26 protein-coding genes are annotated in these 24,803 nt (G+C 59.0%); 13 read left to right on the forward strand and 13 right to left on the reverse strand.

Annotated elements, in window-relative coordinates; genetic code table 11:
* Positions 1-414: 414 nt before the first annotated feature.
* On the forward strand, positions 415-1,494 hold the full coding sequence (locus tag B3527_RS08040; protein ID WP_242517500.1) for a cell wall hydrolase: 1,080 nt from the start codon (positions 415-417) through the stop codon (positions 1,492-1,494).
* Between the two features lie 6 nt (positions 1,495-1,500).
* On the opposite strand, the gene B3527_RS08045 is transcribed toward B3527_RS08040, so the two are convergent.
* From B3527_RS08045 to B3527_RS08075, 7 genes are all read right to left on the reverse strand, one after another.
* Positions 1,501-2,310: an SDR family oxidoreductase gene (locus tag B3527_RS08045; protein ID WP_290479007.1), complete on the reverse strand. Its 810-nt coding sequence runs from the start codon at positions 2,308-2,310 to the stop codon at positions 1,501-1,503.
* A 49-nt stretch (positions 2,311-2,359) separates the two neighbouring features.
* Complete coding sequence (nadC, locus tag B3527_RS08050) at positions 2,360-3,217, reverse strand: carboxylating nicotinate-nucleotide diphosphorylase (RefSeq protein WP_290479006.1); 858 nt, start codon at positions 3,215-3,217, stop codon at positions 2,360-2,362.
* The gene (locus tag B3527_RS08055) at positions 3,214-4,752 is read right to left on the reverse strand and encodes an L-aspartate oxidase (RefSeq protein WP_290479005.1); all 1,539 of its coding nucleotides are present in this window, start codon (positions 4,750-4,752) and stop codon (positions 3,214-3,216) included. The genes nadC and B3527_RS08055 overlap by 4 nt, the downstream gene beginning before the upstream one ends.
* Positions 4,753-4,755: 3 nt before the next feature.
* A complete protein-coding gene (locus tag B3527_RS08060; RefSeq protein WP_034814006.1) occupies positions 4,756-5,223 on the reverse strand; it encodes a hypothetical protein in 468 nt (155 codons plus the stop codon).
* A 67-nt stretch (positions 5,224-5,290) separates the two neighbouring features.
* Positions 5,291-6,433, reverse strand: a complete 1,143-nt coding sequence (gene nadA / locus B3527_RS08065) for a quinolinate synthase NadA (RefSeq protein WP_206992624.1) — start codon at positions 6,431-6,433, stop codon at positions 5,291-5,293.
* A gap of 323 nt (positions 6,434-6,756) precedes the next feature.
* Positions 6,757-7,776, reverse strand: coding sequence for a DUF2804 domain-containing protein (locus tag B3527_RS08070; protein ID WP_290479004.1), 1,020 nt, complete (start codon positions 7,774-7,776; stop codon positions 6,757-6,759).
* Between the two features lie 394 nt (positions 7,777-8,170).
* A complete protein-coding gene (locus B3527_RS08075; protein WP_290479003.1) occupies positions 8,171-9,634 on the reverse strand; it encodes a M20 metallopeptidase family protein in 1,464 nt (487 codons plus the stop codon).
* A 154-nt stretch (positions 9,635-9,788) separates the two neighbouring features.
* Between B3527_RS08075 and rpoZ the strand changes: the two genes are divergently transcribed.
* From rpoZ to recO, 8 genes are read left to right on the forward strand one after another with little or no spacing between them, the layout of a single operon-like run.
* A complete protein-coding gene (rpoZ, locus tag B3527_RS08080) occupies positions 9,789-10,139 on the forward strand; it encodes a DNA-directed RNA polymerase subunit omega (protein WP_034814002.1) in 351 nt (116 codons plus the stop codon).
* An 8-nt stretch (positions 10,140-10,147) separates the two neighbouring features.
* A complete protein-coding gene (locus B3527_RS08085; RefSeq protein ID WP_206992627.1) occupies positions 10,148-12,406 on the forward strand; it encodes a RelA/SpoT family protein in 2,259 nt (752 codons plus the stop codon).
* Complete coding sequence (gene pyrE / locus B3527_RS08090) at positions 12,396-12,977, forward strand: orotate phosphoribosyltransferase (protein ID WP_206992628.1); 582 nt, start codon at positions 12,396-12,398, stop codon at positions 12,975-12,977. The genes B3527_RS08085 and pyrE overlap by 11 nt, the downstream gene beginning before the upstream one ends.
* On the forward strand, positions 12,977-13,720 hold the full coding sequence (locus B3527_RS08095) for a pyridoxine 5'-phosphate synthase (RefSeq protein ID WP_290479002.1): 744 nt from the start codon (positions 12,977-12,979) through the stop codon (positions 13,718-13,720). Before pyrE ends, B3527_RS08095 begins: the two co-directional genes overlap by 1 nt.
* Positions 13,717-14,127 carry a holo-ACP synthase gene (gene acpS / locus B3527_RS08100; protein ID WP_206992630.1) on the forward strand — a complete coding sequence of 137 codons (411 nt, stop codon included), beginning with the start codon at positions 13,717-13,719 and terminating at the stop codon, positions 14,125-14,127. The genes B3527_RS08095 and acpS overlap by 4 nt, the downstream gene beginning before the upstream one ends.
* Positions 14,124-14,879 (forward strand): ribonuclease III, encoded by a 756-nt coding sequence (gene rnc, locus B3527_RS08105; protein WP_290479001.1) that lies wholly within the window; start codon positions 14,124-14,126, stop codon positions 14,877-14,879. The genes acpS and rnc overlap by 4 nt, the downstream gene beginning before the upstream one ends.
* Complete coding sequence (era, locus tag B3527_RS08110) at positions 14,876-15,823, forward strand: GTPase Era (protein ID WP_290479000.1); 948 nt, start codon at positions 14,876-14,878, stop codon at positions 15,821-15,823. The genes rnc and era overlap by 4 nt, the downstream gene beginning before the upstream one ends.
* Complete coding sequence (recO, locus tag B3527_RS08115) at positions 15,820-16,551, forward strand: DNA repair protein RecO (RefSeq protein ID WP_206992633.1); 732 nt, start codon at positions 15,820-15,822, stop codon at positions 16,549-16,551. Before era ends, recO begins: the two co-directional genes overlap by 4 nt.
* Here the strand turns inward: recO and B3527_RS08120 are convergent.
* Positions 16,548-17,162, reverse strand: coding sequence for a glutathione S-transferase family protein (locus tag B3527_RS08120; RefSeq protein ID WP_034814363.1), 615 nt, complete (start codon positions 17,160-17,162; stop codon positions 16,548-16,550). The two genes, recO and B3527_RS08120, sit on opposite strands and share 4 nt — an antisense overlap.
* 147 nt (positions 17,163-17,309) lie before the next feature.
* On the opposite strand from B3527_RS08120, the gene B3527_RS08125 reads away from it, so the two are divergent.
* On the forward strand, positions 17,310-17,495 hold the full coding sequence (locus B3527_RS08125) for a hypothetical protein (protein WP_206992635.1): 186 nt from the start codon (positions 17,310-17,312) through the stop codon (positions 17,493-17,495).
* A gap of 16 nt (positions 17,496-17,511) precedes the next feature.
* Here the strand turns inward: B3527_RS08125 and B3527_RS08130 are convergent, their stop codons facing one another.
* Positions 17,512-18,195 (reverse strand): extensin family protein, encoded by a 684-nt coding sequence (locus B3527_RS08130; protein ID WP_206992636.1) that lies wholly within the window; start codon positions 18,193-18,195, stop codon positions 17,512-17,514.
* Between the two features lie 127 nt (positions 18,196-18,322).
* Between B3527_RS08130 and parC the strand changes: the two genes are divergently transcribed.
* Complete coding sequence (parC, locus tag B3527_RS08135) at positions 18,323-20,557, forward strand: DNA topoisomerase IV subunit A (protein ID WP_034813994.1); 2,235 nt, start codon at positions 18,323-18,325, stop codon at positions 20,555-20,557.
* Here the strand turns inward: parC and B3527_RS08140 are convergent.
* From B3527_RS08140 to B3527_RS08155, 4 genes are all read right to left on the reverse strand, one after another.
* A complete protein-coding gene (locus B3527_RS08140) occupies positions 20,554-21,537 on the reverse strand; it encodes a hypothetical protein (RefSeq protein ID WP_290478999.1) in 984 nt (327 codons plus the stop codon). The genes parC and B3527_RS08140 overlap by 4 nt on opposite strands.
* 118 nt (positions 21,538-21,655) lie before the next feature.
* Positions 21,656-22,411: an SIR2 family NAD-dependent protein deacylase gene (locus B3527_RS08145; RefSeq protein ID WP_349677877.1), complete on the reverse strand. Its 756-nt coding sequence runs from the start codon at positions 22,409-22,411 to the stop codon at positions 21,656-21,658.
* A 95-nt stretch (positions 22,412-22,506) separates the two neighbouring features.
* Positions 22,507-23,214 carry a VIT1/CCC1 transporter family protein gene (locus tag B3527_RS08150; RefSeq protein WP_371822986.1) on the reverse strand — a complete coding sequence of 236 codons (708 nt, stop codon included), beginning with the start codon at positions 23,212-23,214 and terminating at the stop codon, positions 22,507-22,509.
* A 78-nt stretch (positions 23,215-23,292) separates the two neighbouring features.
* A complete protein-coding gene (locus tag B3527_RS08155; RefSeq protein WP_290478998.1) occupies positions 23,293-23,739 on the reverse strand; it encodes an SRPBCC family protein in 447 nt (148 codons plus the stop codon).
* Positions 23,740-23,793: 54 nt separating this feature from the next.
* Here B3527_RS08155 and B3527_RS08160 point away from each other — a divergent pair, with 54 nt between their 5' ends.
* The gene (locus B3527_RS08160; RefSeq protein ID WP_034813984.1) at positions 23,794-24,129 is read left to right on the forward strand and encodes an ArsR/SmtB family transcription factor; all 336 of its coding nucleotides are present in this window, start codon (positions 23,794-23,796) and stop codon (positions 24,127-24,129) included.
* Positions 24,130-24,205: 76 nt separating this feature from the next.
* Positions 24,206-24,769: a LemA family protein gene (locus tag B3527_RS08165; RefSeq protein ID WP_206992641.1), complete on the forward strand. Its 564-nt coding sequence runs from the start codon at positions 24,206-24,208 to the stop codon at positions 24,767-24,769.
* Positions 24,770-24,803: the final 34 nt, after the last annotated feature.

Below are 24,803 nucleotides of genomic sequence, written 5' to 3' on the forward strand. Positions count from 1 at the left end.
CCGCTAGAAACCGGCAGGATTTGGGTGTTGCTTCCGGGCAACACCCATTTTTGTGCAGTGCGAAATATTTCACGAAATTTGCAGAAATATTCCACTGTATTACAGAGGCTTGGCCGCTTTCTCCTAATGTAACGGTTTAAATCGAAAATCCGGGGCGGATCTATCCTGACAGAAAAGTCACTCACGTATCTGGCCAGCTTCTTGCTAGGTACCGGGAGAGATGGATATCCAACTCGAAGCGGGGCCAGAAACGGTCTCATAATTTTTAGTCAAACCAACAACACCCGGGGTTCGTAGGACGGAATATACCGTCTGCCGGGGGATTGGGGAGCGGTGATGTTAAGGGTTCTTCAACCACGAAGGGCGACTCTATCGCCAATGCGTGGGCTCCAAGAGCAGCTCAAGCGTTGGTGGATGGCTATGACGAACGAAGAGCAGAGAGATATTGTCATTCGCGGGGCGACCGTTGCGGTCTGCGCTGTGGCTGCGACTGTAACTCTTCCCCTGATTGGCGAACTCCAGATGGAGAAGCGCGCCGAAGCTGATTTCCATGCGGAAGCGGTACGCTTGGCTTCTATTGAAGACGGCGGCGTCACCGTGCGCGCTGATCCGATGACGCCAAGCCTGCTGGATACGCCTTGGATCCGTACCGTCGAGTACACTCTCAAGCGCGATACCGGCGCTTCAATGAGCCGTTATGCGATGCGCGACCGCGATGGTGCTGCACTTTCATCGCTGGTTTCGTTCCGTCCGGAGCACATCAAACGCGCCGAAAAGATTAACGACGAGGCACAGTGTCTGTCCCAGGCTATCTATTATGAGGCCGGAACAGAATCGCTGGGCGGCAAGATGGCCGTTGCCGAAGTCATCGCGAATCGGGTTCGCGACCATCGCTATCCTGACAGCGTCTGTGACGTCGTTTTTCAGGGTGCGACTCGCACAACCGGTTGCCAGTTCACCTTCACCTGTGACGGCGCCATGACCCGCGAGCCACGCGGTCGTAATTGGGATACTGCCCAGAAGGTCGCAGCACACGTACTGATGAACCTCAACGAGGAACGCACAGGCGGCGCGACGCATTATCACGCCACTTATGTTGACCCGATCTGGAGCGCTGGCCTCATCAAGACCGACAAGATTGGTTTGCACATCTTCTATCGGTTCCCGCGCGGCGCCGAATGGGCCCAAGTGCGCCAGAACTACAATCGCAAGCGCGAGCGCGTCATCACGGCAGCGGCTGAGGCTGATGTGAATGCTGCGGCGACGTCTGTGATCAAGACCACCGACGACGCCAAGGTTGAGAAGGTGGCCATGAATGCCCCGGCACCAACTCTGTCGCCGGCCTCTGTGACCACCTCTACGCGCACGATCACCAATGGTGCCCCGAAGTTCAACACGATGCGTAAATCGTCCGAGGTCTCCGACTATACGGCAGCCCAGGTGACGCAGGCGGCGGTAAGAAGCTCCGCTTCAGCCGCCGGCGCCATGAACTAGGAAACATCAGTCGCGTGGGGGCACACCCGCCTTCACGCGCTTCTGGATAGCGCCTGGCAACCAGCGCGCCATGAAACGTGCCCGTTCAGCATCTTTGCCAACCATGAAATGTGTATCTTTGCCATGAGCGGCGTCCCAGGCGCGTTCCGCAGCCATGGAAACCGGATACACATTCATGCCGTTTTCCTTGAGCTGGTCAGACATCTTGTGGTTCGAGCCGTCGCGATCCCCCATTTCGAGGATCGGCGTTTCAATGAACCACGGCATCAGACTGGTGACGCGAATGTCGAGATCGCGAAATTCGGCGTCGAGCGCTTCGGTCAGACCACGCACAGCGAACTTGGTTGCAGAATAAACAGCCAGTTGTGGTGAGCCGACAACTCCCGCGGTAGAGGCCGTGTTCACAATGCGTGCGCCTGATGTCGCCTTCAGAAGGGAGAGTGAAGCCTGCACGCCGTTCACTACACCTTTCACATTGATGTCGATGATCGCGTCATTATCCTCGCCTGTGATGTCTTCGAACCAGCCATGACGTCCAATGCCCGCATTGTTGAAGAGTACGTTCATTGCCCCTTCAGTGGCTTCGCGGAAATCCTTGATGGCAGCGGCCCAGTCCTCGCGGCTGCGAACATCAAGCCTTGCTTTCAGGCAGTTCTCGGATCCGATCTCGGCTTCGACGGCATCGAGGCCAGCAGTGTTCACATCATAAAGGCCGCAGAACCAGCCGCGTTTTGCAAAATAGCGCGCGGTCTCTGCTCCGATGCCGGATGCTGCGCCCGTAATAAAGATACTCTTTCGCCCGCTCGCTCGCGTCATGGGCTTTCCTCCTGCTGATATCAGGGACTGATCGCCCTTTGCAGCAGTGTCAGACCACATCCATACCCACGTCAAGATTGGGAGCAGAATGCGTTAGCGCCCCCACGGAAATAAAGTCCACACCGGTCTCAGCGATTGCCGCAACGGTACCCAGATTGACTCCGCCAGATGCTTCGAGCGTGACGCGGCCCTGATTCATTTCAACGGCGCGGCGCAAGGTGTCGGTATCCATATTGTCGAGCAGGACGGCATGCGGCCCATGTTTCAGCGCTTCTGCGAATTGGTCGAGTGTATCGACTTCAATTTCGATCATGCGCAGGTGGCCCGCATAGGCCTTGGCGCGTTCCAGTGCGAGCGCCACGGAGCCACCGCAAGCAGCGATGTGATTGTCCTTGATCAGGATGGCATCATCCAGGCCGTAGCGATGTGCTGTACCTCCGCCGCACCGAACGGCGCGCTTCTCCAGCGCCCGGTGACCTGGGGTCGTTTTCCGGGTGCAGACAATTGTTGCGGACGTGTGAGAAATCTTTGCGACGTAGTTGCGCGTCATCGTGGCGACCGCTGACAGTCGTCCAATAAAATTCAGCATCGTGCGCTCAGCCGTCAGGATAGAGCGCGCGCTGCCGTCAAGGCGCGCGACAACATCGCCGGGTTTTACTGCCGTGCCATCATCCATCTGAACATCCAGTTCCACGCTTGGATCGATCAGGGTAAGCGCGTGGGCCGCAGCGTCGAGACCTGCGATCACGCCGGGCTGGCGCGCTGCAATAACGACGCTGAGTTGGGTTTCCGGCGCAATGGTCGCGTCCGTGGTCAGATCACCTGCGCGGCCAAGGTCTTCTGACAGGGCAAGCCGAACGATGGGATCGAGGATGATCGCGGGCAGCGGCGGGGGAAGCAGTTTCATACGCGGACGGTCTCCTCAAAATCTCTCAGCAGGAACTGGCGTTCCGGTTGGATCATGTCTGGATAGTCAGACCGGAAATGTCCGCCCCGGCTTTCCTTGCGATTGATTGCGGCCTGAACGATCAGTCTCGCAGTGGTCAGCGCGCGAGCCGGCCCATGTATGGTGTTCAAGCGCTCGATCAGTTCAAGCACGCTGGTCATGCCGGTGGCATTTCGCACAACTCCACATTTTTCGGACATGGCGCCGCGCAATTCCTGCAGGGCTGGAACGGGTAACGCCCCTGGAACATGACCTGTTGATGCGTTAGGGGTGGCGAACTCAGCTTCGCGCAGGCGCTCGGCAATGCGGTGGGCAAATACGACAGCTTCTAACAAAGAGTTGGATGCAAGGCGATTTGCGCCGTGTACGCCGGTAGATGTACATTCGCCGCAGACGGACAGTCCATCGAGGCTGCTGCGCCCCCAGAAGTCTGGGACGATGCCACCCATATGATAGTGCGCCGCTGGAGCAACCGGGATCAATTCGGTGCGTGGGTCGATGCCGGCAGATTTGCAAGTGCCAAATACTGTTGGGAAATGGTCCGGGAAGTGTTCACCCACAGCCGTGCGGCAATCGAGGAATGTGCCTCGGCCAGACAAGCGCTCTGTGTGCACGGCGCGCGCCACTTCATCGCGCGGCGCGAGTTCGGCCAATTCATGGTAGCTTGCCATAAAGGCCGTGCCGTCTCGATTATGGAGCGTGGCGCCTTCACCGCGGAGGGCCTCGGTCGCGAGGGGGGCAGGATCGCGGCCAATGTCGATGGCCGTAGGATGGAATTGGACGAATTCTAGATCTGCAATCAGTGCGCCCGCTTCCCAGGCCATCGCAACAGCGTCGCCGCGCGCTTCGGGTGGGTTGGTGGTAACCTGGAACAGGCCGCCGGAACCGCCGGTGCACAGCACCGTTTCCCGCGCGGTCCGTGTGGAGAGCGTTCCGGCATTGTCCCGCAATATGACGCCTGCCACCTGAAGATTGGCATCCTGCATCAGGCCGGTGGCGCGGACGCCTTCGATGATGGTGATATGTGGCGCGGCGGCAACGGCCGCGACCAGCGCATCCATGATGGCCTTGCCCGCAAGGTCTCCGGCAACGCGTGCCACGCGCGGGTGAGAATGAGCGGCTTCAAGCGACAAGGCCAATGCGCCATCCGGCGTGCGGTCAAATGGAACGCCCAGCGCGACAAGATCGCGAACCCGGGCCGGGCCTTCCTCTGCAATGAGGCGGGCGATGATTGGGTCGACGAGTCCCGCGCCGGCCGCAACGGTGTCTGCGGCATGTTGTTCGGGGCTGTCCAGGGGGTGCATGGCAGCGGCCAGGCCGCCTTGCGCCCATGCGGAGGATGCGGCTTGGCCAAGCGGAGCCGGGGAGATGACGGTGCAGGGGCGCGGCGCCAGTTGCAGCGCCAGGAACAGGCCAGCAAGGCCGGCGCCTACGATCAGAACGTCATCATCGACTGGCCCATTGGCCGTCAGGGTTTGCGGAATGGAGGCGCTCACGGATCAGGAAATGCCGTCATTCGCGCGGCGGAATTCCGCCGGTGCGGTCACGGCAGACACCAGCGCGCCAAACATCCGATCAGCGGATTGGATGGTGAGCGTGAAATTGTCTGGTACATAGATCAGGCCCTCGACCTTGGCTTCCAGCATTTCCTCGATCTGGGACCGAATCGAAATTTGGTCTCCGAAGCGGCGAGCCTTGCAGGATTGGCGTACAACCGACCGGCCCCACATTGAGCAGACTTCAACCGCTGTGAGCTCACAGCTATATTGGCCTTCATCCGGGTGCGGAGAAAGATACATGGTGCCAGACATCATGCACTCCCCATTGCGATAGGGTTTTGTCTGGAAGCTCCAGGTGCCAAGGACATCCGATGAATCTCCCTCGCGTTTGCTGTCGGCATGAGCGGGAGTGCAGACCAAAAGGCCTGCGATCGCCATTGCCGCGAGACCGTATATGCCTCGGACCATTCTACCTCTCCTTGCGCCCTGAGACACATTACGCCGCTCCCCCGCGATTGCACAACCTGTCTGGCTGCTAGACGACCATTTCAAGCTCAAGTGGTTTCAAACCGGTCTTGAACGCGAGCGGCTTGACCATTTTCGGCAGGGCCATCATGGCGTCGAGGGCTTCCTTGGCGCGCACGCGGACATCCTCAGGGATGAGCACCTCGTACTCGCCCGTGACCAGGCAATCATAGATGTTTTCCAGCGTGATACGCTTCATGTGCGGGCAGAGATTGCATGGACGGATGAAGTTCACGTTCGGATTGGCCGACGCCACATTGTCACTCATCGAGCATTCCGTCAGCAGGACGACCTTGTTCGGGCTTTCCTCGGCAACGTAATTGGCCAGCGCGGACGTCGAGCCGGCAAAGTCGGCGGCTTCCAGTACATCCGGCGGACATTCCGGGTGAGCCAGGATGACGACGCCTGGGTGGGCTTCGCGCAATTGCTCGACATCGTCGGCGCTGAACATCTCGTGCACTTCACACGCGCCCGGCCAGGTCATGACGCGGATGCCGGTCTGGGCAGCCACGTTCTTGGCAAGGTATTGGTCCGGCACGAGGATAACCGTGTCAGTATTCCATTCAGCAGCGATGGCTTCGACGACCTGCGCCGCATTCGAACTGGTGCAGGTGATGTGGCACTCGGCCTTTACCTCAGCGGTACAGTTTACGTAGGTCACGACCGGGTAATTCGGGAATTTCTCCTTGATCAGGCGCACATCGGCGCCCGTGATCGAGGCGGCGAGCGAACAGCCCGCGCGGGTGTCCGGTATAAGGACGGTCTTTTCAGGCGCGAGGATCTTCGAGGTCTCGGCCATGAAGTGCACTCCGGCCTGCACGATGATATCGGCATCCACATTGGCAGCTTCACGGGCCAGCTGGAGGCTGTCACCACGGAAATCGCCGACAAGCTGGAAGATGTCCGGCGTCATGTAATTGTGCGCCAGGATGACGGCGTTCTTCTCTTTCTTGAGCCGATTGACTGCCGCCACGAGGGGCGCAATGGCTGGCCATTCCATCGGAGTGATGAAATCCTGTACCAGCGGGTACAGGTCATCGGTCTCCATTTTCACCGCGTCATCATAGACGAGGCCGCGCGCTTCAGCGGCAGAAGCGCCGCGCAGCGGAGTTGGCGTGGGGCAGCCGGGGCCGGAATCAATAAGACGTGCCATGTTGTCCTCCTTCGTAGCAGACCGACTTATGCTCGATCTGAGTATAATATGGGCCTGAAGCCTCGCGTTTCAAGGGGGTCGGCCTTCAAACGTCCGCAGACAGGTGGCTCTTGTGACAGCAGCTTGAAGCTTTTGCGCAGTCTGAGCAAAAGGGGAGTAGCGCTTTCAGCCTCGTCCGGCAAGTTCAAACACGCGTGAACCCCGCGTCAGCTTTCGTCAAACAGTGCCAGCGCGGCGGTTGTCATGGCCGCCACAACCACTGCGATGGTCGTGTCATGATCCGCCCTATGACAGCTCTCAACGCCACCTTGCCTGCTCTCCGCTCACCAACGATTTCGCACTTCTTCGGCAAATCCGGGCAAGTCCTTCACGGTCATCTGGCTGCCATCGTCAAGAATGACACGTCCTGAGAACAGGCCAAAGACCTGGTCCTGCGCAGTTTTCAATATGCCAAGGTCGGTCGTCTGGTGACGATTGATGATGGGAGCGAAATCCATCTCAAATCGATTGTCATTGCTGGTAAATTTCCATAGCGCGGAATCAGGCGCACCTTCAGGCATATGGAATGTGACATGGTCGAGCTTGTGGGCTTTACCATCCACGAACAGCATGTTTTCGCTGGCGGCGGATGTGTCGCCGAACCCATAGCCGATGTTAAACCCAAACGGTCGCCCCTTGACCAGGCCGGAAGCAGAGCCCCAATACCATGTGTTGTTATACGTCCAGACGCCGCGGCCCCAATCCAGTACAGCAAAGGCACTCTCAGGGGAGAACTGATACGTCTCCTCGCCCAGGGTGATCTTCCCGCGCGCGGGCATGCAGTTGATTTTCTGATTGTAATAAAAAGCCTTCGGGGCATTTGGAAACGGTGTCGCAACAACCATCCGGTCCATATCGGGCTGATCGAGCCATAATTCCCCGTGCAGTCCTTTTCCGTTGGCGAAAGCCGGATCATTCACCGTCAGGCGCCGCCCTCCTGCCTCATGCCGAAAGCTCAATTCCAGATCGCCCTTGCGCTGGGAAATGTCGCCACTATCGGCGCTGGCTGGCAACTTCATCTTGCCCATCGACCACGGGATGATAGCGCCATGATTGGTGCCTGTTTTCTGTTCCAGGTCGAGCCAGGATGTGCCTAGGAACCCAAGATAGCCATTGTCAGCGACAGTCAGAGCCAGCCCGAAACGGGGTGTCAGGATGCAGTAATAGTCCCACTCCTTTATGCGCAGGGCGCCCGCTTTGATGGCAGAGCGATCATAAGTCCTGACCTCGCTGGTCGCATATCCTCGTTCGACCAATCGCCCCCGCGCATCAAGTAGAGGGCCTACGCCCATTCTGTGTTGCATTCTCCCTCCTGGCGCGCCGGATATCTGAGATTTCGGAGCTTGTGGAAGACATATAAAGATAAGGTGGGCGTGCCTTCTACCCTCGACGTTAGGTCACTCCATATCGTCTTTCCTGTGCCGCATGGGAAAGTACCTTGCGAATTCGTCTGAGAATCTGTGCCCTCATACTCTTCCACATTTGCGCGGACACAGACTTCCTCTCCTTTAGCCTTCAGCAGGCGTGCCGCGCACTGATCGAAGTAATCGCGGGCGATCTTCCCGCGCCGCTCGCGACAGCGCTCCCTTGCCTAGTGTATGCCAAGTTGGACGAGGTGTAGGAGGACTCAGGTTTAGCTGTGCGAAATCGAGGAGCACCTGCCGTGCCGCACCTGCGTGTCCGGCTAGGGGCGCAGGCTCACCCCTCGAACAGTTCCAACGCGGCCGCAGTCATAGCCTCGACGCCTGTGGCAATGGTCGGGTCGTAATCCGGAGCGAAGAATGGCGAATGCAGTGAAGGCAGGGGCAGGGAACTGTCTTTGGCGGCCTCATAGCGCGCAGGCTCCACTGCGCCGACCCAGAATAGGAGGCCTGGAATGTTTTCGTCCGTCCGTCCGAACTGGCTGAAATCCTCGCCGCCCATGACCGGGGCTACTTCCTTGACATTGTCTTCGCCGATTGCGTCCGCAATGGCCGCCATGGCTGTTTCGGCCAGGTCGGCGTTGTTGAAGAGCGATGGTGTATAGTCCTGCTCGATCGTGATCTCTGGCTCAGGCGCCCCGAAGGCCTCGGCTTGCGCCTTGGCAATGCGCTCAATGCCGCTCAGCAACATTTGACGGGTCGCGTCGTCATAGGAGCGCACCGTCAGGAGCAGCGTTGCTTCGTCGGAAATGATGTTGTGCTTTGCGCCGGCCTTGAACGAGCCGACTGTAATAACGGCAGAGTCTTGCGGGTTCGTATTACGCGAGACGAGGCTCTGCAGAGCTACGACGATGTGAGATCCGATCAGGATCGGGTCGCGTGTTGTGTGCGGGTAGGCGCCATGCCCGCCGACGCCTTTCACGGTGATGTCGACACTGTCGACATTCGCCATGGCGTAGCCCTTCGTATAGACAACCGTGCCAGCGGGCGCGGCTGCGGAAACGTGCAGCGCCAAATTGTAGTCCGGCTGAGGGAAGCGGCTGTAGAGGCCATCGGCCAGCATGGCCTGGGCGCCAAGGCCGATCTCTTCGGCTGGCTGGGCGATCATTACAAGTGTGCCGCTCCACTGATCCTTGCGGGCAGCCAGTGCGCGGGCGGTGCCGATCCAACTGGTCATGTGGATGTCGTGGCCGCAGGCATGCATGACCGGGCTCTCGACGCCAGTCCATGTGGTCGACTGGACCTCTGAGGCAAACGGGAAACCCGTTTGGTCAGGAACGGGCAGGGCATCCATATCGGCGCGGATCATGACGGTCGGGCCATCCCCATTGTGCAATACGCCAACGACGCCGTGTCCGCCGACGCCATCCTTGACCTCACCTACATCTTTCATTGCCTTGGCGACCACCCAGTCCTGACCAATGCCGGTGGAAACGTCGAAGCCGAGATTTTCAAGTTCAGAGGCCATCAGAGCGGCCGATTTGGCTTCCTTGAACGAAAGTTCCGGATTGGCGTGAAGTTGTTTGTAGATTTCGATCAGTTCTGCATCAGCCTTTGGCAAGTTGGTTTCTGCTGAAGGAGTGGCCGCGGATGAGGCCGGGGCGACCGTATTCGATGCTTCGGCCTCGGTCGTTGCGCCCGTGTCGGAGGCGACCGGTTGCGGCGTTTCAGCGGCGTCATTTCCGTTTCCGCAAGCAACGAGTGCAAGCGCGAGAGAAGAGATGGCAACATTACGGAACATGGGTTTCGACCTCCGGCTAAGGTAAGAAGGCACCGTAGCGGCGTTTTCAGCGCTGCCAAGGGGGCGAAAATGTCCTGCATTCTACGGCAATCGCCGGGTTGCGTCGGCGTGCTGCGCTGCATATAAGGGGCGGTCCAAAGGAGATTATCTGCTCATGGCCCGCGTTACCGTTGAAGACTGCGTCGAAAAGGTTCCAAACCGTTTCGAGCTTGTCCTGCTTGCTGCACATCGTGCCCGCATGATCCGCGAAGGTTCGCCGATTACTGTGGACCGCGATAATGACAAGGACCCAGTTGTGTCGCTGCGCGAGATTGCTGACGAGTCGATTGATCTGAAAGTGGTCAAGGAAGCGCTGATCTCCAATCTGCAGGACATTCGTCCAGGCGAAGAGAACGAGCGCGAAGCCGACCGTTTGGCTCTGGAATCTGCACCTGCTGCAACCGAAGAAGACGTCATGCGGGCCTATCAGGCCGAGCTGGAGTCCGGACGGGACGACCGGCTGTAGGAGGCCAGATGGACGGCAGCACCCTATCCGCAAAGGATGAAGGGGCTGGCGACATGGCTGGCACAGAGCGACCGGCTGCGGAAAAACCTAAAGATGTCCTGACCCGGCAGCAGCTGATCGATAAGGTTCGCGCCTATCACCCTCGGGTGAAGTCCGAACTTCTCGGTGCCGCTTACGATTTTGCCAAAACGCATCATGGCGAACAGATGCGCGATTCGGGCGATGCGTATTATTCCCATCCTGTTGAAGTCGCGAGCCTTCTGGCTGACGTCAAGCTCGACGAGATCACCATCGTCGCGGGCCTCCTTCACGATGTGGTCGAGGACACCGAGATCGATATCGGCGATGTCGAAGTGCGCTTTGGTGCGGATGTGGCCGAACTGGTCGATGGGGTCACGAAGCTCGACAAGCTTGAATACAGCTCCAAGGAATTGGCTCAGGCCGAGAACTTCCAGAAGTTCATTCTCGCAACCACCAGCGACATTAGAGTTCTGTTGGTGAAGCTGGCCGACCGGCTTCACAATATGCGCACGCTGCACTTTCGGAAGAAGGCATCCAGCCGCGAACGCACCGCGCGGGAAACCATGGACATTTACGGCCCGCTCGCCCGCCGCGTCGGTCTTTACCAGATTGCTGCCGAGATGGAGGACCTGGCTTTCCAGGAGCTCAATCCAGAAGCGCGTCGTGCCATTCTCTATCGTCAGGACGAACTTGCGCTCGAAAATGCCGATGATCTTGAGCGTATCCGGGGTGACCTTGAGCAATTGATGGAGGTTTCCGGAATTCCTTGCCGCATCAAGGGTCGTCGGAAACAACCTTATTCGCTATGGCGCAAGCTTGAGAAGAAATCGATTTCCTTTCGGGATGTCGCTGACTTGTTCGCTTTTCGCGTGATCGTGGAGAGTGTTGAGGATTGCTACCGGGTTCTGGGAGAAATCCACAGACTCTGGGCCTGCATCCCTGACCGTTTCCGTGACTATATCTCCGTGCCCAAGCCGAACGGTTATGCCAGCCTGCACACAACCGTACGCGCTTCCGGCAACCGGCGTGTCGAACTCCAGATACGCACTGAAGAGATGGACCGCACCGCCGAGTTCGGCGTGGCTGCGCATTGGGGCTACAAGAACCGCGCCTACGGCTTTGACATCGATTCGGCGCGTGCTGCCGGTCTTGACCCTGCCGCCAATCTCGAAGCCTTCGCAGAATTGCTTCAGGATGGCGGCGATCCGAGCGAGTTCATGGAGCACGCCAAGCTCGAAATGTATCGCGAGCACGTCTTTGCTTTCTCTCCGAAGGGCAAGTTGATCATCCTGCCAGCCGGCGCCATGCCGTTGGACTTTGCCTATGCGGTGCACTCGGCGGTGGGTGACACATGTGTTGGCGCCAAGATCAATGGCGAGGTGAAGCCGTTACGCCGCCCGCTGAAAAATGGAGACGTTGTCGAGATCATCCGGGGCAAAGCGCCTCACGCCATTCATGGCTGGGAAGCGCTGGCGATCACCGGGCGCGCGCGCTCTGCGATGCGCAAGCTTGTGCGCGACAAGGAAACAACAGAGTTCCGGCGCCTCGGTCAGGGGCTGATCAATATGGCGCTGCGACGGGCAGGTATTGATCCGGTTGATGTAAAGATGAACCATACGGCCCGCCTCGCCGGTTTTGAGGATATGGAAGACATGTCCGAAGCGCTGGGGCGCGGTCGAATTTCGTCAAACGATGTGATCCAGGCGGCCTTTCCGGGTTACCGGCCGGAACGCGAGGACGATCCCACGAAGGTCCGCATGGACAGTGAGCATACGCCGCTCATGGTATCCGGCACTGAGCTGTCACCGGGCGTGACGCTTCATCTCGGAAATTGCTGCTGCCCGTTGCCTGGGGACCGTATCATGGGGGTTCATGAACCGGGCAAGGGCATTGTGGTCCATGTCGCGAGTTGTCCAAAGCTCGCCGAATATGACGATAAACCCGAGCTCTGGGTGGACCTGCGCTGGACCGAACTGGCGCGCACGGGCGCGGTGGCAATTGGGCGAATTCGTATCAATGCCTCCAATGAGCGCGGCGTACTGGCCAAGCTCTGCGCTGCTGTGGCACAGGCCAGCGGCAACATCACAGCCATACATACGGTAGACCGCCACGAGGACTTCACGGAAATCTTGATGGAAATTGAGGTTGAAGACCTCAAGCGTCTGACGCAGATACTGGCCGCGCTCCGGTCGATCGCTGTGGTCGACAGAGCTGTGCGCGACCAGGAGGGCGAAGATGACGAATGATGATGTGCTGAATGTATTCCGCGAGGCCGGGGCTTTGCTGGAGGGGCATTTCATTTTGTCGTCTGGTCGTCGCAGTCCTGTTTTCCTGCAGAAGGCCCTCGTTTTTTCCCAGCCCACGCTCTCCGAAAAATTGTGCAAGGCCCTTGCGGAAAAGCTTACCGCCGAGTTCGGCAAGATCGATGTTGTTGCCGGGCCAGCTGTCGGCGGCATCATTCCGGGCTATGAATTGGCGCGCCAGCTTGGCGCACGGTCGATCTTTGCCGAGCGGGTCGATGGCCAGCTTCAGTTCCGCCGGGGCTTCTCCATTGCCGAAGGCGAACGTGTGCTGATCGCGGAAGATATCGTCACGACGGGGCTGTCTTTTCGTGAAACCGTTGAAGCGCTGGATGCGCTGCCCGGCGAGGTCGTGGGTGGTGCCTGTATCATCGACCGGTCGAACGGCCGCGCTGATGTTGGCTGCAAGCTAATTTCGCTCGCGGCGGTCGATTTCCCAGACTATGACGCCAATGATTTGCCACCAGATCTTGCCGCGATGGAGGCCGTAAAGCCTGGCTCCAGGGGCCTCGCCTGATGGCAAGCCTGTTGCGCCTTGGTGTGAACATCGATCACGTAGCAACCATTCGCAATGCGCGCGGCGGGGATCATCCCGATCCGATGCGCGCGGCGCAGATTGCGGCTCAGGCAGGCGCAGACGGCATCACGATCCATTTGCGCGAGGACCGGCGCCACATTCGCGATGGGGATCTCGAAGCCATACGTGCGGCTTCCAGCCTTCCGATCAATCTCGAAATGGCTGCGACAGACGAGATGACGGAGATTGCCTGCAAGTTCCGTCCGCATGCAGCTTGTATAGTTCCTGAAAAGCGCGAAGAGCGTACGACCGAAGGCGGGCTCGATGTCGCGGGCCTGCATAACCAAATTGCGCCCGTTGTTCGCCGCCTCAATGAAACGGGTGCGCGGGTGTCACTCTTCATCGAACCCGACCCTGTTCAGATTGCAGTTGCGGAAGTGCTTCAGGCACCTGTGGTCGAACTCCATACGGGCAAGTACGCTGAGCTATGGATCGAAGGCGGTGCAGAGGCCGCGGCGCCAGAACTCGAACGGCTGAAGATCGCGGCGATAGAAGCGCGCAAGCGCGGTGTCGAACCGCATGCCGGACATGGCCTGACATTTGAAAACGTTGCTCCCGTGGCGGCAATCCACGAAATCGCAGAACTGAACATTGGTCACTTCCTTGTTGGTGAGGCCATCTTTATCGGTCTTGATGCTGCAATCCGGGAAATGCGGCGACTGATGGATGAGGCCCGCGCATGATCATTGGTATCGGGAATGATCTCTGCAATATCGAGCGTGTGGAAAAGACACTTGCCCGATTTGGTGAGCGGTTTGAGAAACGCGTGTTTACCGATGTCGAAATCGCGCTGGCGCGCCGCCGTCGCCTGACTGCTGAGACGTATGCCAAACGATTTGCGGCCAAAGAGGCGTGTGCAAAGGCGCTCGGTACGGGTGTGCCGCGTCGCGGCGTTCATTGGAAGCATCTCGGCGTTGTGAATTTGCCAACGGGCAAGCCAACTCTTGCGCTGACTGGCGGCGCGGCGGAGCGCCTCGCCACGATGATGCCCGCCGGCCATGAAGCGATTATTCACCTGACCATCACGGATGATTACCCCTGGGCTGAAGCCCAGGTCATCATCGAAGCTCTTCCGGTGACGCCAGCATGACACCAACAAGACCCAAACGCACGCGCCTCCGGTCGAAGGGAAAAGCGAGCCAGCCCTCACTGGCCGAAACGGATATCCGGACACTGGAGTCCATTCTTGGCCACAAATTCAAAAACCCGGAGACGCTAATCCGTGCGCTGACACATCCAAGCGCTGTAACTTCTGCGGAATCAGTCCGCCTGTCCAACCAGCGCCTCGAATTTCTGGGTGACCGGGTCCTGAACCTCGTGATCGCCGAACGCTTGATTGACCGACGCCGGATGGAGAGTGAGGGCGATCTGGCTCCGCGTCTCAACAGTCTTGTTCGCAAGGGGGCCTGCGCGGATGCCATGCGCCATCTTGGCGTTTCGGAATTCGTTATCATGTCGGATGGCGAGATAGCTGCCGGTGGGCGCGAACGGGAATCGACCCTTGGCGATGCCTGCGAAGCCATTATAGGCGCAATCTACCAGGATGCCGGGCTCTCCACCGCCCGGAAATTCATTGAGAAAGCTTGGGCGCCGCAATTCGAGGCGGCTCCGGCCCAGACCAAGGATCCCAAGACGCTGCTGCAGGAATGGGCCCAGGGACAGGGCCTGCCACTGCCGGATTATGACGTGCTGAGCCGGTCGGGACCGGACCATGAACCCACTTATGAGGTTGAAGTTAAAGTGGCCGACCGGGGTGCGGCTGTTGCCGCGGGGTCGTCAAAGCGTGATGCTGAGCGTAATGCTGCCGCCCTTCTCCTAGAAAGCCTGACCGGAACCCCATGACAGACACCCCCATCACCCATGCTGGATTTGCCGCCATTATCGGCGCGCCGAATGCGGGCAAGTCCACGCTGACCAATCGTCTGGTCGGCACTAAGGTGGCAATCGTCACGCACAAGGTGCAGACGACGCGCTTCCCGGTGCGCGGCGTCGCGCAGGTGGACGGCACGCAGATCGTGCTTGTGGACACTCCGGGTATCTTTGCGGCCAAGCGCCGGCTCGACCGCGCCATGGTCAAGGCGGCCTGGAGCGGCGCTGACGATGCGGACGCCATTGTGCACCTGATCGACGCTTCGGCCTGGGTCGCGGAGCGCGAAGGCAAGGTAGATGGTGCGCAGAAGAAATCTCTGGAAGATGACCGCCGGGTCATCGAGCAACTTCAGCAGATTGGCCGCAAAGCTTTCCTCGCCTTGAACAAGATTGATCTGTTTCCCCATGATCAGGTCCTGCCCATCATTGCGGAACTGAACGAGACGGGCGTCTATGAAGAGGTCTTCATGATCTCCGCCGAAAATGGCGAAGGCGTCGAAGCGCTGGAAAAGGCGCTCGCGAAACGGATGCCCGAAAGCCCGGCGCTCTACCCGCCGGACCAGATTGCCGACCTGCCGATGCGCCTGCTTGCCGCCGAAGTGACGCGGGAAAAGCTAATGCTGCGCCTGCACCAGGAACTGCCTTACCAGCTGATGGTCGAAACAGAGAGCTGGGAAGAGAAAAAGGATGGCTCCGTCCGTGTGCAACAGGTTGTGGTCGTCGGCCGGGACAATCACAAATCCATGGTGCTCGGCAAGGGCGGCGCAGCGATCAAGGATGTTGGTCGCAAGGCCCGCGAAGAACTCTCTGAAATGCTCGGTCGCAAAGTGCACCTCTTCCTGTTCGTGAAGGTGGATGAACGCTGGCAGGAACGCCGAGAGAGTTATCAGGGGCTTGGCCTGGAGTTCGATGTTTGAACTGGTCGGATGACGGCATAATCCTGGGCGCACGCCGCTTTGGAGAAGGTGGCCTCATCCTCGACGTTCTCACCCGCACGCGCGGGCGTCGGTCCGGTCTTGTCTATGGCGGTTCCTCGCGCAAGCGCCGCGCGCAATATGAAGCCGGAAATTCTGTTTCCCTCAGTTGGACCGGTCGCCTTGAAGAGGCTCTGGGCCGGTTTGATGTGGCCGAGGCCAGTCGGGAGCGAGCGGCGCGTGTATTGGACGATCCAGCTGCCCTCGCCGCCATTTCGGCTATTACCGCGATCCTGCGGGGCGGACTGGACGAAGGCGATGCAGCCGGTTCGGCACTGTTTGAGGCCACCGAGCTTCTGCTAGACCAGATTGAGGCGCAGGAAATCTGGCCGGCGCTCTATGTGCGCTGGGAACTGGGCCTGCTCTCCGCGCTGGGTTTCGGGCTTGATCTGGACGCATGCGCGTTGTCCGGCGCGAATGATGGCCTGACCCATGTATCTCCAAAGACCGGCCGGGCCGTGAGAGGGTCGGAGGCCGAGGAATATGTCGACCGTCTCCTTCGCCTGCCGCTCTTTCTTGTCGAATCCACGGCCCATGTTGCGCCGTCCGATATAGCCGATGGCTTGAAGCTCACCGGCTATTTTCTGGAAGAGCGTCTGTTTGGGGGGCTCAATCGGGGCGTTCCAGCAGAGCGCCTGCGACTGGTGGGCCGCATGCTGAAGCGGCCCTAGGCGCTCACACTTGGGCGTTGGCTGACCCGCGCATACCAGTTTCCGATGTGTTTCAGATCGGGGTTGAGGGGCTGGCCCACCTGACTGCCAAAAGCCAGGAAACAGAACAGCAGTATGTCAGCCAGGCCGAATGCCTTGCCTGCCACAAACTCACGGCCGTCAGCCATCTGTTCGTCCAGGAAGACGAGCCCATCCTGTGCGCAGGCTTTCAGGCCATCAGCAGCTTCCGGTAGGCAGCGCATCCGGTCCTGGAACATGGGCAGGCCCTCAGCGGCGCGGAAAGCTGTGGTCAGCGGCTCAACGATCTTGAGGTCCACCCACCGTGTCCAGCGGCGGTTCTGGGCGCGCGCTTCGGGTGTATCCCCCATCAGGCGGTCGCCGGGCTGGGTTTCGTCGAGATACTCGCAAATGGCAGTGATCTCGGTCAGGATGCTGCCATCATCAAGCTCAAGAGCGGGCAGCTGGCCAGCCGGGTTCTTGGTCGTATAGGGCGCCTGCCGGTTTTCTCCGGCCATCAGGTCGATGTCTTCCTTGGGCAGGTCGATGCCGCGTTCCGCCATGAACATGCGCACCACGTGCGGGTTCGGGCCTACGGAATTATACAATTTCATTCTGTTTCCTTCCCTCTTGTGGCGCTGACTGTTGCGCGGCGAGATAACGCGCGCAAGGGCTGTCATATTCAGAAGCCGTTCATTTTCTGATGTGTTAGGTGGCCGGTGAGGACTGGGGCGTTCCGTGCAAACGAAAAGGCTGATGCCATGAAGAAAACTGTTTTTGCCGTAACCGCCATTGCCACGCTTACTCTTGCGGGCTGCATTCACGTCGATGCCGACGAACACGGCCGCGACGCCATGTATGAAAATACCGAAACTGCGCTCCGCGTCTGCGGCGGCGAAGGCCGTGTGAAGGAAGTCAATGAAGACGGCTTCAAATGCATTGACTAGCCCATTGCGGCGCTAGTCACCGGCATACTTTCCCCCCGCCCATGTCGAGATGAAAATGATCGGCATGGGCGGCATTGTATTCAGGCCCCAGCGTCACCGAGAACAAATCGCACGCACCCTTGTGAAGACGCCGCAGGAATTTCTGCTCCGCCCCTCCTGCATCCCAATGCGTTTTCACGCTGATGAGACGGCCATCCTCAAGGCGGAAACCCGATACATCAATCGCATTGCCAAGCCCGTGCTGGGACATTCGTCGCGTGCCTGCGATGTTGCGACAGGAAAAGCTTCCATAGGTCTCGATCCGCGCAATCGGCGAGCCAAGGACCTCGATTGCTGCGGGGCGGGCAATATGGCGTTCCCAGGAATACAGCGCGGCCGCCTGACCACACGTCATGCGCAACGTCGCCGAATATGGCGTCAGCGTCTGGTCCAGCGTCAGGGCGTTTGTCAGCCCGCAACCGCCGTCCAGCTTCTGGTCTTCCAGCGGTGTGTACAGCACGCCCGCATCGTCCAGCGCGGCAAAACACACTTCGCGGTTTCGCTTGGTGCGGGTCAGCTTGTGCCATGTCCCGATGCCGGGCGTTTCGGTCAAATCGACCGGCGCAAAGGGATTGTGGCGCGGAGGCGCCAGCCAGAAGAAGGCCAGCAACACCAGCGCCGGCAGGCTTATCAACAGGATCCATGCCCGGATTGCACTCATCAGCAGCTGCGCCCTTTTCCTTTCCTTAACCAAAGCGACGTTTGTGTTAACGTGCTCCGGCCCTTGAGTCGCTGACTTTAATCAAGGGCCTGCACCAGAATGTGGCACGAACTGCAAAGAGGCCAGAATGTCCGATTTGATTGACGGGACGCCGGAAGACCGGATCATCAACGAGCCGATGAGCGAGGCGCTTTCCAAGCGCTATCTCGCTTACGCGCTGTCGACGATTACGTCCCGCGCGCTGCCTGATGTGCGCGACGGCCTGAAACCCGTCCAGCGCCGTATCCTGTACGGTATGCGCGTCCTGAAGCTTGACCCCGAGGGCGGCTATCGCAAATGCGCCAAGATCGTTGGCGACGTGATGGGTAACTTCCACCCGCATGGCGACAGCTCGATCTACGATACGCTGGTGCGTCTCGCGCAGGACTTCACCGTTCGCTATCCGCTGGTCGATGGCCAGGGCAATTTCGGCAATATTGATGGCGATAGCGCCGCTGCCTATCGTTACACCGAAGCGCGCATGACGGTTGCCGCCGAGCTGTTGCTGGATGGCCTCAACGAGAACGCAGTCGATTTTCGCGCCAACTATGCCGAGAATGATGAAGAGCCGGTTGTCTTGCCAGCCGGATTCCCGAACTTGCTCGCCAATGGTGCGACCGGCATCGCGGTTGGCATGGCCACCTCCATCCCGCCCCACAACGCTGCCGAGCTGATCGATGCGGCGCGTCTGCTGATCGAAAAGCCCAAGGCGACGACGGCGGAACTGATGGATTTCGTCCAGGGACCAGACTTCCCGACCGGTGGCATTATCGTCGAAACCAAGGAAGCCATGCTTCAGGCCTATGAGACCGGTCGCGGCAGCTTCCGTATGCGCGCGCGCTGGGAAGTCGAAGACACTGGTCGTGGCACTTATCAGATCATCGTCACCGAGATTCCCTACCAGGTTCAGAAGTCGCGCCTGCTCGAAAAGCTGGGCGAGCTGATCGAAGCGAAGAAACTGCCCCTGCTCGACGACGTGCGCGACGAGAGCGCCGAAGATGTGCGGCTCGTCTTGGTCCCGCGCTCGAAAACCGTCGAGCCAGAAGTCTTGATGGAGAGCCTCTACAAGGTCTGTGACCTTGAAACTCGCTTCAGCCTGAACATGAACGTGCTGCACAAGGGCGCTCCCCAAGTCATGGGCCTGAAGGATGTGCTGCAGGCCTATCTCGATCATCGCCGCGAAGTCGTTGTGCGCCGGGCCGAGTTCCGTCTCGACAAGATCGAGAAGCGATTGCACCTGCTTGATGGCTATTTGATCGCCTATCTCAACATTGATGAGGTGATCCGCATAATCCGGTATGAGGACGAGCCCAAGGCTGTGTTGATGTCGACCTTCGGTCTGACGGACATTCAGGCTGAAGCCATCCTCAATCTTCGTTTGCGGGCATTGCGCAAACTGGAAGAGATGGAAATTCGCGGCGAGCATGACCGGCTCAGCGCAGAGCGCGAAGACCTGATCAAGCTGATCGGCTCAACACGCCGCCAATGGAGCAAGGTTTCCAAGGAGCTGAAAGAAGCCCGCGAGGCCTTCGACCCTGACTCTGAACTCGGTCGCCGCCGCGCGACGTTTGGCGAAATGGCGGAAGTGGATCTCGCAGCCGCTCTGGAAGCCACACTGCCGAAGGAGCCGCTGACTATTGTGCTGTCCCAACAGGGCTGGATTCGCGGCATGAAGGGGCACGGGCTCGATCCGGAATCAGCCAAGTTCAAGGACGGTGACGAACTCTACCTTTCCGAAGAAGTGATGAGTACGGACAAGATTATCCTCATGGCATCCGACGGACGGGCCTTTACGCTGCCGGCGGACAAGCTGCCGGGTGGACGCGGACACGGCGAGCCGATCCGCCTGTCCATTGATCTGGAAGACAGTGTCGACATTGTCACGATGTTCCGCTTTGAGCCGGACCGCAAACGCGTCGTCGCTTCCAGCGAGGGCTATGGTTTCGTCGTCGAAGAGAAAGAGCTGGAATCCAACCGCAAGGCTGGCAAGCAGGCCGTGAATACCGGTAAGGGCGAGTTGAACATCTGCGTGCCGGTTGAGGGTGATATGCTGGCCGTGGTCGGATCGAACCGGAAACTGTTGATTTTCCCTCTGGATGAGTTGCCGGAGATGGCGCGCGGCAAGGGCAACAAGCTGCAGTCCTATAGTGGCAAGTTCAAGCTGCGTGACCTGATGACCTTCGACAAGCGTGACGGACTGATTGTCATGACGGGCGGTCGCCACCGCGCCTTCCCGGAATGGGAAGAATGGATCGGCAAACGCTCACAGGCTGGCAAGGCCGTACCGAAGGGCTTCCCACGCGGCGGCACGTTCAGCGGTTAGGCTGACGGGTCCAGCCCGAAAGCCTTGTAGGCATCCTTTTGACTACCCCAAAATGGGGTGATGTGGGAGGGAACCTGAAGCTTTGTCACCGGTTGGGCCTCGAACGGCGTCGCAGGTTTCGGGCCAACCAGTACAGCGTTGAACTCGCCATCCCTCGCATTGTCCAGAATCCACTCCGGTCGCTTGCCGGTCAGCTTCTTGATATCCTGACCGTAAAACCGTTTCGCGTCGCGGTACTCCTGTTGCCATTGTTTCTTGTACCGGCTGAGGTCCACGTTCGGATTGAGTTTCCGGGCTGACGCGACCCGATCCTCAACCGGGATAACGCGGCCCGGAGCTGAGACGTAACATTTCCTGGTTGGAGAATTGTCGAAGGAGATGATCCCCGTTCGCGAAGCATCCACTCCATTGGCAATGGCACCCGCTTCATAGGAGTTGATGACCACACCGTCGATTTCCACACCGGGGGCGCGCTGAATGTTCCAGAGAACGGAGTCATAGGATGTGAGGTACAGGAAAACCGGGGTATCGGTCTCCGTCACAAGGACGTCGATCTGGCGGGCGTTGTTTACTGCACTTCCGATAGCCATACCGAGCGCTTCGCGCTGCACGGCCGTCTTGGCGTTTTTTGTCCTCTCCCGGATCATGGCTTTGCGCTCGGCAATCGCTTCTGGCGTGTCCTTTCGGTTGATATGGTGCAGCGGCGTCCGGACCCCGCCACCATACGTGTAGACATAGGCCGCACGCGCATTGTTGCCGGCCTTAGGAGTCCGACAGGATGCATTTGTGCGCACGGCCTCCGGCTGGGCGGGAAGGATTGATGGGCTCAGCGAGGGCGTGCCTGTTGTGACCTGTCCATAGGTGACCGGGGCCTGCCCCTCCGCGATGACAAGCGGTGTGGAGGCCTCAATGGATGTACCGCCCGCATTGCCGCATGCGGATGCGAAAAGAAGGGTTGTTGCCAGCACAGTATTGCGCATTCCAGGCCTCCCACCATGAAGGTTTCTTCTGGATCTATAGCAATCTAGAGTTTCGATTGAGTTGACGGGGTGGCTGAAATTCCATTTTGGCCGAAAGGAAACACCGTGGGCAGATGTCTTACCGGTCGAGCAAGGCCATTGTGTCCGTCATCAGCGAGCCGATCTCGGTATGAAGGACGAGATCGGCGAACGGGTCCTGATCGGTCGGTTCACGATTGACGATCACCATGCGCGCGCCGTTGCGCTTGGCTTCCATCGGAATGGCCGAGGCCGGGTAAACCACAAGTGACGAACCGAGCACGATCACAAGGTCGCAGAGTAACGCTTCCTCGCTGGCCCGCAGCATCTTGTCTTCGGGCATCGATTGGCCGAACGAGATGGTCGCATTCTTAAGCAGGCCCGTGCAGAAGATACAGGTCAGATCCTCGTCTTGTTCCCAGCGAGGCTTCAGCGTCTCGAATTCGTAGCGTTTTCCGCATTGCAGGCATTTGGCATAGCTCGCATTGCCATGTATTTCGATGACCTGATCGTCTGGCACACCGGAATCCTGATGCAGGTTGTCCACATTCTGTGTGACTACGGAGCTAACCTTCCCGCGCTTCACCAGATCGGCGATGGCATAGTGGCCCACATTCGGTTTGGCACCGGTCCAACCTTCGGCGCGACTGAATACGCGCCGCCAGGATTCCCGGCGCGCATCGCGTGAGGCGACGAAATCCTGGAAATAGATCGGGGACATTTTGCTCCAAACGCCACCAGGGCTTCGGAAATCCGGAATGCCGCTCTCGGTGGAGATGCCAGCTCCGGTGAATACCATCACCCGGCGGGCGTCTGAAATCATGCGTGCGAGTTGGCCTGAATCCGTCATGAGCATCTTCTATGCATTACTGTCTGCGCCTCCCCTCACTAGCAGCTAAAGATTTGAAAGAATTTGTAAAGACGGGCCGTTGGGAAGAAGCACGCGAATTTCTAAACGACCGTACCGAAGGCTGCACCGATCAAGCCGGTGACAAGCATGGCAGCAGCCCCCCAGAATACGATTCTCACAATGGCTTTGAACTTGCCCGCGCCGCCCGCCTTGGCCGAAGCCATACCAAGCAGGACCAGCGCCAGCAGGGACACGCCCGCCACAACAGGTGTGACCAGATCCGCCGGTGAGAACACGGCTGCCAACAGAGGCAGGACCGCGCCTACGGAAAAGCTGAGCGCAGAACTGACAGCTGCCTGAATGGGCCGCGCTGCTACAATTTCGTTGATGCCAAGCTCGTCTCTCGCATGGGCTTCCAGCGCATCCTTTTCGGTCAACTGCCGCGCAACCTCATAAGCGGTGTCCTTTTCGACACCGCGATTCATGTAGATGTGCGCAAGTTCAACCAGTTCGGCTTCGGGATGGTCCCGCAGCGCTGCGCGCTCGATCTCGAGGTCGGCTTGTTCAGTGTCAGCCTGTGACGAGACAGAAACATACTCCCCTGCTGCCATCGACATCGCACCCGCCACCAAGCCTGCAAGGCCTGCGGTCAGGATCGCGCCGGTGGAGGCTGCAGCGGACGCAACGCCGATCATCAGGCTGGCGGTCGACAGTATTCCGTCATTCGCGCCAAGCACCGTGGCGCGCAGCCAGCCGATGCGGTGGCTGTAATGATGCTCGCCGAGCGGAAAGGGTGAGGCCATGATCATCTCCTGGTTCCGGGAAATCAGGCGACAAATAGGAATGGGGGTCAAGCCTCCGGCTTGACGCAGATCAGATCGGAGGCGCTATGTATACATGCCGTCGCGCAGGTTGATGCCATGCTCGAGCCAGGCTTTCATGGCGCAAATCATTTGTGACCAGCCCATGCAATTGCCGTAGGAATTCAACAGGCCCTGATCCGTTGACGGCCACCCCTCTTCTGAAATGGAGACGATGGTGCGGCCATCCTCGGTCGGTTCGAACCGAATGGTGACGGTTGTTTTGGCGCCATCTGTTCCATCTCCATCCCATTCCAGGACGATGCGTTTGTTTTCCTCCACGTCTACCACATTGACGGGGAAGGCACCGGGAAAGTCGTGGAAATCCCATATGACCGTCGCGCCAGCCTCCAGTCGGCCTTTCGCACCGCCAGTAGTGAAATAGCCAGATAGCTGTTTGGGGTCTGCGACGGCCTCGAACACGTCCTCGACAGGGCGATTGATACGCCCGCTTACTTCGAATTTCAGGTTCATCGTAGCCTCCCGCTATCGCTTGCCAGATCCAAGTTAATGTTATAAAAAGACAACATGTCAAGCGATGATAAAACTGACCTGATTTTCAGGGCGCTGGCCGCGCCGGTCCGGCGGAGCATTATGGATGCGCTGAAAGATGCACCTCAGACGACGGGTGACCTCTGCGCGCAGTTCAGCCAGCTCAACCGGTGCACGGTGATGCAGCATCTGGGAGTGCTGGAAGAAGCTGACCTTGTGCTCGTGCGTCGGGTTGGTCGCCAGCGCTGGAATTATCTCAATGCCTTGCCGATCAAACATATTCATGAGCGCTGGATCGGGGGCTATGCTTCTGGTGCGGTCGCCCTGCTGGACCGCCTGAAAACTGATCTGGAAACTGAAACGGTCGCGTGAGCATCGCAGCGTCCCTTGCACTCTGCGCCGGGCCCGGATACCCCTTTTAAATCTGGTTCTTATGGAGGGACGCCCGATGAGCCCCATTCTAGTAGTTCTGGCCGCAATCGTCGCGATCGCTGGCTTTGTCATTCTGATCTACAACGGCCTTGTGATGAAGCGTCAGAGGGTCAATCAGGCCTTCGCGGACGTGGATGTCCAGCTGAAACAGCGTCAAAACCTGATCCCGAATCTCGTGGAGACCGTGAAGGGCTATGCGAGCCATGAGAAGGAAACTCTGGATGCCGTCATTTCGGCGCGGAATGCCGCACAAAGCGCGAGCACACCGGGGGAAATGTCCGCGGCCGAAGGCATGCTGACCGCATCGCTCGGCAAGCTGTTTGCGCTCGCCGAAGCCTATCCGGACCTCAAGGCGAACACGAACTTCCTTGAACTTCAGTCGGAACTGTCCTCCATCGAAGACAAGCTCGCCGCCGCGCGCCGCTTCTACAATTCGGCTGTTCAGGACTACAACACGTCCCGCGAACAATTCCCCGGGTCCATCGTGGCGGGCATGTTCAATTTCGAAGGTCGCGAATTCTTCGATGTCGGTGTCGAAGGACGAGAAGCCTTGTCCACGGTGCCAGAAGTCAAGTTCTAGGCTATACTGCTGCCTCCGGATCAGGAGGTGGGAC

The sequence above is a fragment of the Hyphomonas sp. UBA4505 genome (assembly GCF_002388685.1).
Classification (GTDB): Bacteria; Pseudomonadota; Alphaproteobacteria; order Caulobacterales; family Hyphomonadaceae; genus Hyphomonas.

What these genes read in the sequence shown, in the direction of transcription:
- B3527_RS08040 (WP_242517500.1), top strand. Translation starts at nt 415, where the DNA reads ATGGCTATGACGAACGAAGAGCAGAGAGATATTGTCATTCGCGGGGCG.
- B3527_RS08045 (WP_290479007.1), bottom strand. Translation starts at nt 2,310, where the DNA reads ATGACGCGAGCGAGCGGGCGAAAGAGTATCTTTATTACGGGCGCAGCA.
- nadC (WP_290479006.1), bottom strand. Translation starts at nt 3,217, where the DNA reads ATGAAACTGCTTCCCCCGCCGCTGCCCGCGATCATCCTCGATCCCATC.
- B3527_RS08060 (WP_034814006.1), bottom strand. Translation starts at nt 5,223, where the DNA reads ATGGTCCGAGGCATATACGGTCTCGCGGCAATGGCGATCGCAGGCCTT.
- nadA (WP_206992624.1), bottom strand. Translation starts at nt 6,433, where the DNA reads ATGGCACGTCTTATTGATTCCGGCCCCGGCTGCCCCACGCCAACTCCG.
- B3527_RS08070 (WP_290479004.1), bottom strand. Translation starts at nt 7,776, where the DNA reads ATGCAACACAGAATGGGCGTAGGCCCTCTACTTGATGCGCGGGGGCGA.
- B3527_RS08075 (WP_290479003.1), bottom strand. Translation starts at nt 9,634, where the DNA reads ATGTTCCGTAATGTTGCCATCTCTTCTCTCGCGCTTGCACTCGTTGCT.
- rpoZ (WP_034814002.1), top strand. Translation starts at nt 9,789, where the DNA reads ATGGCCCGCGTTACCGTTGAAGACTGCGTCGAAAAGGTTCCAAACCGT.
- B3527_RS08085 (WP_206992627.1), top strand. Translation starts at nt 10,148, where the DNA reads ATGGACGGCAGCACCCTATCCGCAAAGGATGAAGGGGCTGGCGACATG.
- pyrE (WP_206992628.1), top strand. Translation starts at nt 12,396, where the DNA reads ATGACGAATGATGATGTGCTGAATGTATTCCGCGAGGCCGGGGCTTTG.
- B3527_RS08095 (WP_290479002.1), top strand. Translation starts at nt 12,977, where the DNA reads ATGGCAAGCCTGTTGCGCCTTGGTGTGAACATCGATCACGTAGCAACC.
- acpS (WP_206992630.1), top strand. Translation starts at nt 13,717, where the DNA reads ATGATCATTGGTATCGGGAATGATCTCTGCAATATCGAGCGTGTGGAA.
- rnc (WP_290479001.1), top strand. Translation starts at nt 14,124, where the DNA reads ATGACACCAACAAGACCCAAACGCACGCGCCTCCGGTCGAAGGGAAAA.
- era (WP_290479000.1), top strand. Translation starts at nt 14,876, where the DNA reads ATGACAGACACCCCCATCACCCATGCTGGATTTGCCGCCATTATCGGC.
- B3527_RS08120 (WP_034814363.1), bottom strand. Translation starts at nt 17,162, where the DNA reads ATGAAATTGTATAATTCCGTAGGCCCGAACCCGCACGTGGTGCGCATG.
- B3527_RS08125 (WP_206992635.1), top strand. Translation starts at nt 17,310, where the DNA reads ATGAAGAAAACTGTTTTTGCCGTAACCGCCATTGCCACGCTTACTCTT.
- B3527_RS08130 (WP_206992636.1), bottom strand. Translation starts at nt 18,195, where the DNA reads ATGAGTGCAATCCGGGCATGGATCCTGTTGATAAGCCTGCCGGCGCTG.
- parC (WP_034813994.1), top strand. Translation starts at nt 18,323, where the DNA reads ATGTCCGATTTGATTGACGGGACGCCGGAAGACCGGATCATCAACGAG.
- B3527_RS08140 (WP_290478999.1), bottom strand. Translation starts at nt 21,537, where the DNA reads ATGCGCAATACTGTGCTGGCAACAACCCTTCTTTTCGCATCCGCATGC.
- B3527_RS08145 (WP_349677877.1), bottom strand. Translation starts at nt 22,411, where the DNA reads ATGCTCATGACGGATTCAGGCCAACTCGCACGCATGATTTCAGACGCC.
- B3527_RS08150 (WP_371822986.1), bottom strand. Translation starts at nt 23,214, where the DNA reads ATGATCATGGCCTCACCCTTTCCGCTCGGCGAGCATCATTACAGCCAC.
- B3527_RS08155 (WP_290478998.1), bottom strand. Translation starts at nt 23,739, where the DNA reads ATGAACCTGAAATTCGAAGTAAGCGGGCGTATCAATCGCCCTGTCGAG.
- B3527_RS08160 (WP_034813984.1), top strand. Translation starts at nt 23,794, where the DNA reads ATGTCAAGCGATGATAAAACTGACCTGATTTTCAGGGCGCTGGCCGCG.
- B3527_RS08165 (WP_206992641.1), top strand. Translation starts at nt 24,206, where the DNA reads ATGAGCCCCATTCTAGTAGTTCTGGCCGCAATCGTCGCGATCGCTGGC.